The organism is Stenotrophomonas sp. PS02289, from assembly GCF_029960115.1.
Classification (GTDB): domain Bacteria; phylum Pseudomonadota; class Gammaproteobacteria; order Xanthomonadales; family Xanthomonadaceae; genus Stenotrophomonas.
This window is the reverse complement of the sequence record NZ_JASCOZ010000165.1, coordinates 1-9,734: the sequence shown is the minus strand read 5'-3', so window position 1 is coordinate 9,734 and position 9,734 is coordinate 1. Positions and strand designations below refer to the sequence as shown.

Sequence of the window (9,734 nt, the reverse complement as noted above, 5' to 3'; positions counted from 1 at the left end):
GCCGTTGGCCGGCCCAGGCGGTCCTTGGGCCGGCCAACGGCCGGCGCTACCGGGATTGCGAACGTTGACGGCATTGCATTCGATGGCGGTGAATGCAGGCATTGCAGTCGAACGCGGTGCCGGATGGGTCAACGGTTGCCGTTGGCCGAATGCGAACCGGCGGCCGGCTCCGGGTCGCGCGCGTCGACCACGCCGTCACCGTTGCTGTCAGCACGGGTGAACAGACGTTTGCCCGAGACCTGGTACTCGGCGAAGGTCATGCGACCGTCCTTGTCGGTGTCCAGCGCACCAAAGCGCACCTTGGCTTGGCGCTCCGCATCGGCACGTACGCGCACGCGCTGTGCGTCGAGGCGCTGTTCGAACTCGGCGGTGTATTCGGCCAGACTCAGGGCACCATCACCGTTGGTATCGGTGGCGGTGAACTGCGCCGCACGCACGGCATCGAACTCGGCGCGGTCGACCACGCCATCCTTGTTCTGGTCATACAGTTCAAGCATGCCGTTGGCGGTGTGCGAGGTCGGCATCTTCAGCGGATCGCGGTTGGTCGCGGCGGCGTCTTCGCGGGTCGCGTTCTGCGCTTTCTCGTAGCCCGCCCAGGTGCGTTCGCCGGCGGCGTCGAACTCGGCGCGGCTGATCCGGCCGTCCTTGTCACGGTCCAGTGCCTTGAAGCGGGTATCGGTCTGCTTCAGGTGACCGGCGCGCGCCTTGTCCAGACGTGCATCGAAGCGCTGCAGGTATTCGTCGGCGTAGTCCTGCGCATCCACCGTACCGTCCTTGTTGCGGTCGGTGGCGGTATAGCGCTGCTGGCGGAACGCCTCGAACTGCGCCCAGGTCAGGCTCTGCGCGTCGTCTTCGCCGAACTGGGCGAGGAAGGCGGCGGCGGTGGGCGACAGCGCGGGCGCTTTTTCGGCGGGCGCCGGCTGCGCGTGGGCGGCGCTGGCCAGCACCCCTGCCAGCACGGCAGCGGTGAGTCGGATGGTCTTCATGGTGGTCCCCCAGTGAGTGTGGCGGTTACGGTTCGAGAACGCGGAAGCTCAGCGTGTAGTTGTTGCCGTACATCGGCGCGGCGGCCCCAGCCGGTGCCGGACCGCGATAGCGGATCAGCGCCAGGTAGCGGCCGGCGTCGGTCAGTGCGAAGCGCGCCTTGCCGGCGGCATCGGTGGTCACCACCACCGGCGCAGGCTGTGTCTGGCCGTCGCCCAGCGCGCGGTGGAATTCCACCTTCTGCCCGGCCAGCGGCTTGCCGTCGTACTGGACACTGAAGTCGAACTGCTCGCCTTGATAGAGATCGTTCGGATGCGTCACCGGCACCAGCTCCAGGCCCTTGCCGTAAGGCGTGAGCGCCGTGGTGGTCGGGCCGCCGGCGGTCAGGTAGACCTCCGAACGCGACAGGCTCTGGTAATGGCTGGTCAGTTTCGCGCCGGCCGGCAGTGGCTTGGCCGGGTCACGGCTGGATTCGGTTTTGCCGTTCACTTCCCAGGTGCGGAATACCGCGCCCAGGCGATTGCCGGTGCTGAAGCGATAGGTGCCCTTCTGCCCCGGCAGGGTGTGTTCGACCACCGCGCGGGTCTTGAGCAGATGCACGGTGTCGGGTGCGGTGCTGCTGCCATCAGGCAGGGTCACGGCGAAGGTGCTGTTGTCGAACACCACTTCGGGCACGAAGAAGGTTTCGGCGAAGCTGGCGTCCAGGGTCACCACGCTGTCGGGGCGGACCTCGAAGCTGGCCGGGGCCAGGTACGGCGTATGTGCAGCAGCAGGCAGGGCCAGCGCGGCCAGCAGCAGCGCGGCAAACGGGCGGACGAACATGGCAGGCACTCGCGGATGGCATCGGGCAATCCCGGCGGGCGACATCGTATGCCTGTTGCGAATGATTCGCAATACGTTTTCTTCACATATGCTGTGCTGGACCTGGTTGGCACCGCGAAGCCACGCAGGGCGTGGCTCTACGAAACCAGCGACCACGGTGCCCCAGCGGCATCCGTGGTCGATCCTTGTCAGCCGCGAGGCTTGGTCGGGTTCAACAGGTTGCCGAAGAACACCGCGTTCAACAGCAGGCGCTCGGTGCCGTGCCAGTACTTGCGGTGCGCCGGATCGTCGGCGAACAACACCACGTTGCCCTGCCCCTGCGGCGATACCAGCAACCAGGCGGTACCGGCGACGCGGCTGCGGTTGTTCTCCGAGAGATAGCCGTTCACGCGTGGGGTGTCATCGATGCGCACCACGGTGGAGAACGGATTGCGGCTGGGCTTGAAGCTGATGCCGTTTTCCTTGTTCACCGCCAGCTGCGTGCTGGGAAGACCGAAGCCCAGCGGGTGGCTGGTATCCACTTCGGCACTGAGGATGTTGCCACTGACCCGCTCGATGGCGGCGATGTCGCGCTGGTCGCCGAAGGCACGGCGGGCGCTGTCCGGAGCCTGCTCTTCCTGGCCCAGGGTCTCATCGGCCAGCTTCTGCTCGATCGCCCAGCGCGAGGCGGTGCCATAGGTCACCAGCGAACCACCCGCGTTGATCCAGCGCTTCAGTGCGGCTACCGCCGCGGCGTCTACACCGGTGTAGGTGCCGCCGGCCAGCACGATGCTGGTGTAGCGGTCGAGGTTGATCTTGCCCAGCTGCGCCGGATCGATCTTGCTGGCCGGCAACTGCAACTGCTGGTCAAGCAGGAACCAGGCCGAACCGATTTCGGTGGCGCTCACGCCCTCGCCCATCACCAGCGCGACCGCCGGCTTGCGCAGCGACTTCACGCTGTCACTGCCGAGGTCGATGCCGCTGCGGCTCTGCCCGCTGGCCAGCGCCTGGATCTGCACGCCGCTGCTGCGACCGGCGTCATCGACGGCAGCGCGCAGGGCCGCGCCACTGAGCGGTTGGCCCGCCACCGGGATCACCACGCTGCCCCGCGCGAACGCCTGTTCGCCATTGCCGGTGCTGCCGGTGAACGGCTGGAACGCGGCACGTGCCTGCAATCCCTTCGCCTGCAGCGCGTACAGCGCGCGGCTGGCGTTGTAATCGCGCCAGTCGAAGACATACGCGTACCCGGCTTCACCGCCACTCACCCCACCCTGCACCGCCGGCAGCGCGGTGATGCGCTCGCCCCCGGCAACGCGGCTGCGGCTGCCAGCAAACGCCAGGCCATAGGCCGGTGCGATCGCGTAGGAGGTGCTGCCGTAGAACACGTCGCCCTTGATCGGTGGCGTTTCAGCGAAGATCGAATGCACCAGGCGGAACTGCGGCTGCGCCGTGGGCACCACGTAGGCACTGCCCGGCTCGAAGCGCTGGCCATCCACGGTGAACGCGCTGGTCAGCGGCTGCACGGTGATCTGGTGCTGCAGCAGCAGGTCGAGCAGACGGCGGGTCAGGCCCGGGTCGTGCGCATCCCCGAACACGAACGACTTCACCGGCTGCTGGCCGGCCTGCTTCAGCGCGGACTGGAAGAAGTCCTTCTGCAGCTTCAGCAGTCCATCACGTTCGGTCACAGCACCACGCACAGTGCCCAGCCCAGTGGCGACCTGGTTGCGGATGGTGAACGGGAAGGTCAGCAGACCGTTCACCGACTCCTGCACACGGCCGCGCGAACTGGCCTGTTCGACGGTCACGCCGACCGCACCGTGGAAGTCCGGATAGGTGGAGCCGTAGACCGGGGAGAAGTTATCGAAGTTCTCACCGGTGTAGTACAGCGAACCCAGCGCATCCAGCGACTGCGCGTGGTACTTCGCCAGGGTCTTGTTGAACTCATACGACGCGGCCGGAATCAGCGGGCTGTGCATGCTCGCCGGTGACGGTTCGAAGTAGTACGTGCTGTCCTTGCCCATCTCGTGGAAGTCGATCTGGACGTTGGGATACCACTGGTGGAAGAACGCGATCTTCGGCCGCGTGTCCTGCTGGGTCAGTGCCAGCCAGTCGCGGTTGAGGTCGGTGAAGTAATGGTTGGTGCGGCCCTGCGGGAACGGCTCCACGTGTTCCTTGTCGGCCGGGTCGGCCGATGCGGGGAACGAGGCGTAGGCGTTGTGCCAGCTGGCCGCGCGGTCGCGGCCATCCGGGTTCTGCGCCGGGTCCACCAGTACCACCGCCTGCTGCAGCCACTGCGCGGTTTCCGGGCTGCGGTTGGCCACCAGGTAATAGGCGGTGAGCAGTGCGGCTTCGCCACTGGAGGTCTCGTTGCCGTGCACGCTGTAGCCCAGCCACACCACCACCGGGCTGCTGCCGGCGGCCGACAGCGGCTGCGCCGGGTCGGCCAGGGTCACGTGCTGGCGGCGCAGCGATTCCAGCTGCTGCTGGTTCTGCGCCGAGGTGATGGTCGCTATCAGCAGCGGGCGGCCTTCGTAGCTGGTGCCGATGCGCTCGACCTTGATCTTGTCCGAATGCTTCGCAAGCTCGTCGAAGTACGCCACCAGCTGGTCATGACGGGTGTAGCGGCTGCCGATCTCGTAGCCCAGGAACTGCTGCGGGGTGGGAATGGACGGATCGAACTCACCCGCCTTCGGGAAGAAGTAGTCGCTCTGGGCGAACGCCGGTGCGGCCAACAACCACACCGATGCCAACACCCAACGCACGCGACCGGAAACACCTCGGTACAAGGACACAACAAACCCCCAATCAGAAGCGGTAATCAAAACCCAAGGTGAAGTAGCGCCCGCGCAGGTCGTACTGGCTGAAGTCATACGGCGCGCGGATGCCCGGGAACGAGGCGTCGTACGGCGGCTCTTCATCGGCCAGGTTCTGCACCTTCGCGTATAGGGTCAGCTTGTCCACGCCGGTGTAGGCCAGGTACAGGTCAAACTGGCTGTAGGCATCCACGCGGTCCTGCACCGCCGTCGCCGCGGCGCTGGCCTTCTGGTCGTAGCCGCTGGTGTAGTACCAGGTCAGCGCGGTACGGAAGTCGCCCAGCGCCCAGTCGAGCGTGGTGGTCGCCTTGTTCTTGGGCAGGGTGGCGCCGAGGTTGCTGCCGGCGTAGTCGACCAGCGGTCCGCCGACGACGGTCGGGCGGCTGTAGTCGCGCACGTGGGTGAAGGCACTGCTCAGGGTGAAGTCACCGGCACTGGCGGTCGGGAAGCGCTGGCGGAGTTCCACGTCGAAACCGGAGGTCTTCAGCTCGCTCAGGTTCTGGTAGCGGTTGTACACGGCCTGCAGCTTGCCGCGCTCGTCGCGCAGCACGGCACCCGGCACGTCGTTGGTGACCAGAGTCTGGGTGTTGTTGGTGCCGACCAGGTTCTCCAGTTCGATGCGGTAGTAGTCCACGCTCAGGCTGGTGTTGCTCCACGGCGACAGCACCACGCCCAGGTTGTAGCTGCGGGTCCGCTCCGGCTTGAGATCGCTGTTGCCGACGGTGAAGAAGGTCGGGTTCTGGCGCGAGCCCGGCACGTCCGGATCGCGCGGGTCGATGACGCTGCCGTAGGCGATGCTGGTGCTGTTGGAGTTTTCCGACAGCGACGGTGCGCGGAAGCCCTTGGAGGCCGCCGCACGCACCAGCAGGAAGTCCAGCGGCTGCCAGCGCAGGCTCAGCTTGGGCGAGAACGCGTCGCCGAAGTCGCTGTAGTGGTCGGCGCGCGCAGCCGCCTGCACTTCCAGCTTCTCGGCCAGCGGCACGTTCACTTCGGCATAGGCGGCGGTGACCTTGCGCTCGCCATGCACTTCGGCAATCGCCGGGCGCACCTGCAGGCCAGCATCGATCTGCCACGGATTCTCCGAATCCAGCTTCTCGCGCCGCCATTCCACGCCGGCGGCAAAGCCCACTTCGCCGGCCCAGGTGCTGCCGAGCGCACCGGAGATCTTGGCGTCCACGCCCTGCAGCACGGATTCGGCCGGGCGCAGCGTGCTCAGGTTGATCGCATCCAGCACCGCCTGCGGCGTGGCCGAGGGATTGAGCAGGTTGTAGCTGCCGGTGGCCAGCGCATCGGCCAGCGCCCAGCGGTTGGCGAAGCCGCCGGAGACGGTTTCGCGTTCGCTGCTGCGCGCGCCGAACGCGCCCACTTCCCAGTCCCAGTTTTCCAGGCTGCCGCGCAGACCGACCACGCCGCGATACGCCTGCGAGCGGTTGGTCTTGATCGACGGTCCCAGGTTGAAGAAGGTGTACTCGATGGGGATGGCGCGGCCGTACGGGTTGTACGGATTGCTCGCCGGCAGGTTCGAGGACACCGGCTCAGCCAGCCCGGTATCGGCGTTCAGTGCGAAGCGGCCGCTTTCCAGGGTGAAGAACGGGCTGCTGCCGAACCAGGCTTCGCCCTTGATGTTGCTGTAGATCACCTCGCCGAAGGCTTCGACGTTGTCGTTCACCCGGAAGGTGCCGTTGACGTAGGCCTGGTAGCGCTTGGTGGAGGGAATCAGCGTGGTGTACGGGGCGAGGTTGAAACCGCAGGTGTCGCCGGCCAGGCCATCGATCGGCGCGCTGGCCACCAGGGTGGTGTTTTCGGGGCAGTTGCCGTTGGCATCCAGCATCGGCACCGAGACGCCGTTGACCAGATAGCGCGCGCCCTTGGCCGACCAGCCGTTCCAGCGGCCGCCAGGCTTGTCGGTGTAGATGCCGCTCTTGGTCAGGTCGCGGTCGTCCTGGTCCAGGCGCTCGCGGTTGTAGCCTTCCAGGCTGACCAGGATGTTGTAGCCGTCGGTGTCGAGATCGCCGATGCCGCCGACGAACTTCAGCTTCTGCTCGTCCAGGCCGCCCTGGTCGGCAGTGCCGACGCTGCCGCCGAGCTCGGCACCCTCAAAGCCCTGGCGGGTGATGATGTTGACCACGCCGGCTACCGCATCGGAGCCGTACACGGCCGACGCGCCGTCCTTGAGCACTTCAATGCGCTCCACCGCGACCATCGGCAACGCATTGAGGTTGACGAAGGTGTCGGACAGGCCGCCGGCCGGGAAGCCGTAGTTGGCCAGGCGGCGGCCATTGAGCAGCACCAGCGTGTTCTTCTGCGACAGGCCACGCAGACCGATGCCGGCCGAACCGGAGGCCCAGCCGTTGTTGGTGGTCTCGTTGTTGGCGTTGCCGGTGTTGGCCGAGATCGAGCGCAGCAGGTCGGCGACGGTGGCCTTGCCGGTTGCTTCGATCTCCTGGCGGCCGATCACCTGCACCGGATTGGCCGATTCGGTGTCGGTGCGCTTGATGTTGGAGCCGGTCACGCGGACCGCATCGAGGGTCTTGCTGGCACCGCTGGCAGCGGCATCCGGGCTGGCGTCGGCGAATGCGGACAAAGGCGTAGCCAGAGCGGCCGACAGAGCGGCCACGAGAAGGGTGTGCTTGGGCATGTACGTCAGTGGGGTGGTGAACGACAGTTCCGCAGTAATCCATGCCAGGCCGTTAACGAGCCAATAACATCGCTTCATGCGGATATAACGAAATGTATCATCGCTTCATCCGGATGGATATGTTCTTTTGAAACCAATGCAGGGTGACAGGACCCGCCGTGGTCATGCGGCCCCGCTACAATGCGCGCATGGAAATCTTCAAAGTCTTTACCCTCGAGGCCGCCCACCGCCTCCCCAACGTGCCGCCGGGCCACAAGTGCGCGCGCCTGCACGGCCATTCGTTCCGGGTGGAACTCAAGGTGGAAGGCGAGCCGGGCGAGCACACCGGCTGGATCATGGACTTCGGCGACGTGAAGGCGGCTTTCAAGCCGATCTACGACCGCCTGGACCACCACTACCTCAACGACATTCCCGGCCTGGAGAACCCGACCAGCGAAGTGCTGGCGCGTTGGATCTGGAACGAGCTCAAGCCGAGCCTGCCGCAGCTGAGCGAAGTGACCGTGCATGAGACCTGCACGTCCGGGTGCCGGTACCGCGGGTGAGGCAAGAGCAGCCGGGCAAGCCCGGCTCTACGGGTCCCTGCCATGCGCAAATTCCGGTAGCGCCGGCCGTTGGCCGGCCCACGGGTTGTCGGCATCGCCCGCCAGCAGTGGTGCAACCCACTGATACAAAAGATCTTTTAAAGAAATCGGACCAGTTCAGTAAAAATATGTTGCAACGCATCATGATCGGCGTATGCTGCATTGCATCAAGTTCACGAGCCGTCCTCCCATGGCGTCCGCGTTCACCGATTCCTTCAGCGACTACACCCGCCAGCTGGCCGCCACGGCCACGCGTGCCAACCGGCTCGCACTGGAAAACGCCGAGAGCATGTTCGGCGTGCAGTTGAAGACGCTGGAGAAGAACATCACCGCCACCAGCGGGTTCTTCGGTGAAATCGTGCAGTCATCCGAACCCGGCAAGCTGCTGCCCAAGGGTGCGCAGTTGGCCAAGGACAATCTGGAGCGCTGGACCACCGCGCACCAGGAAGTTGTTGGCCTGGGACTGAAAGCTACTGAAGCGCTGAGCGAACTGGCGCGGCAACCCTTCGCCGCCAAACGCTGAGCCGACAACCGAACGGATATCGCGTGGGTCCCTCCCCCCACGTGATCCCAGACCCGACAGAACCCTCCCTCTGTCGGGTCTTTTTTTTACCGCTCCGCCAATGGCCGCACGACCTGCACCAGGGTCATCAAGGTCTTCCCCGGCTCTTCCCACGGCACCATGTGCGCGGAATGCTCGAACCACACGGCCTGCTTGAACGGCGCATCCACTGCTTTCAGCCAACGGTCCGTCGGCGCGGTCGGGGTGGTGTAATCGTGGCGGCCCATGAACATCACCACCGGAACCGGGAACTGCTTCACCGGGTTGAAGTCCACCTTCAGCATCTGCGGCAGCAGCGGATCCAGTGACAGCACACTGCCCTTGTCCACGTTGCAGCGATCCGCGTCGCTGTACTCCGGCGACAGCCTGGCCGCACCGAAGTAATAGCGCGACTCATCGCGGTAGGCGGTGAGTCCACCGTAGTACTGCGGCCAGGTGCGCGCCACGATGATCCGCTCGCGGGTGATCGGCGTGTTGCCCGGGTACGGTGCAATCGCCTCCAGTGCCGCGACCGCCTTGGCGTTGCCGTGTGCCTTGGCCTGCGCCAGCCCGTAGTCGAAGCTGATCTTCTCATTCTCGACCTGGTTGATGATCTGGCCGATGCCCACGTAGGCATGGAACAGGTCCGGGCGCTTCAGCGCCGCTTTGAACGCCACGATGGTGCCCCAGCTGTGCCCCATCAGGATCACCTTGGGCTGGCCCAGGTGGGTACGCAGGTGCTCGGCCACTTCGATGGCGTCATCGACGTAACGGTCAATGGTCAGCGTCGGCTTGATCTGCTCCGGTGGCGCTTCCGCATAGGTCTTGCCGGCCCCGCGCTGGTCCCAGTCCACCACCGTGAAGTATTCCTCCCACGGTCGTTGGAACTGCCACATGCTCGGTGTGGACGGGCTGGCCGGACCACCGTGCACGAACAGGATCACCGGGTTGGCGCGGTCCTGGCCGCGAATGGTCAGCCATTGCTTCACCCCGCCGATCGGCGTGGCGTAGTGCTCCTGGATGCCGTTGGGGGTGGTGATGCGTTGCAGATCGCGGACGACCGCGCGTGCGGGTTCCAGGGCGGCGGTGTCAGGGCAGGTGTCGGCCGCCAGCACAGGAAGTGAGGTGAACAGCAACGACATAAGGCAAAGCCGAAGGCGCATGCGGATACCGGGGGTTGATGGGTCAGGAGGCGATCATGCCACTGCGCCGGCCATTTCCACGCGTTACCGGGCGCGGAGACGTTCACGGCGGTCGTCTATCGACCGACCCTACCCCTGCCGGACCCACGTAGTGACGCGCCATGCGCGTCAACGCCATACCAACGCGCCCGGCATCACACCGGCAATCCAAACACAAACACCGCACCCGCCTCG

General features: G+C 65.7%; 7 protein-coding genes. 2 read left to right on the top strand and 5 right to left on the bottom strand.

The window, feature by feature from the left end; genetic code table 11:
* Positions 1-128: 128 nt before the first annotated feature.
* The 4 genes from QMX83_RS17655 to QMX83_RS17640 all read right to left on the bottom strand — a co-directional run bounded on the left by QMX83_RS17655 (position 129) and on the right by QMX83_RS17640 (position 7,236).
* A complete protein-coding gene (locus tag QMX83_RS17655; protein ID WP_282297952.1) occupies positions 129-986 on the bottom strand; it encodes an EF-hand domain-containing protein in 858 nt (285 codons plus the stop codon).
* A gap of 25 nt (positions 987-1,011) precedes the next feature.
* A complete protein-coding gene (locus tag QMX83_RS17650; protein ID WP_282297951.1) occupies positions 1,012-1,806 on the bottom strand; it encodes a DUF4198 domain-containing protein in 795 nt (264 codons plus the stop codon).
* A 188-nt stretch (positions 1,807-1,994) separates the two neighbouring features.
* A complete protein-coding gene (locus QMX83_RS17645; RefSeq protein ID WP_282297953.1) occupies positions 1,995-4,547 on the bottom strand; it encodes a M14 family zinc carboxypeptidase in 2,553 nt (850 codons plus the stop codon).
* Between the two features lie 43 nt (positions 4,548-4,590).
* Positions 4,591-7,236 (bottom strand): TonB-dependent receptor, encoded by a 2,646-nt coding sequence (locus QMX83_RS17640; RefSeq protein WP_282297950.1) that lies wholly within the window; start codon positions 7,234-7,236, stop codon positions 4,591-4,593.
* A gap of 188 nt (positions 7,237-7,424) precedes the next feature.
* Between QMX83_RS17640 and queD the strand changes: the two genes are divergently transcribed.
* The gene (queD, locus tag QMX83_RS17635; RefSeq protein WP_282297949.1) at positions 7,425-7,778 is read left to right on the top strand and encodes a 6-carboxytetrahydropterin synthase QueD; all 354 of its coding nucleotides are present in this window, start codon (positions 7,425-7,427) and stop codon (positions 7,776-7,778) included.
* A 229-nt stretch (positions 7,779-8,007) separates the two neighbouring features.
* On the top strand, positions 8,008-8,340 hold the full coding sequence (locus tag QMX83_RS17630; RefSeq protein ID WP_282297948.1) for a phasin family protein: 333 nt from the start codon (positions 8,008-8,010) through the stop codon (positions 8,338-8,340).
* An 86-nt stretch (positions 8,341-8,426) separates the two neighbouring features.
* Here QMX83_RS17630 and QMX83_RS17625 read toward each other — a convergent pair whose 3' ends face one another.
* Positions 8,427-9,500 carry an alpha/beta hydrolase gene (locus QMX83_RS17625; protein WP_282297947.1) on the bottom strand — a complete coding sequence of 358 codons (1,074 nt, stop codon included), beginning with the start codon at positions 9,498-9,500 and terminating at the stop codon, positions 8,427-8,429.
* Between the last annotated feature and the right edge of the window lie 234 nt (positions 9,501-9,734).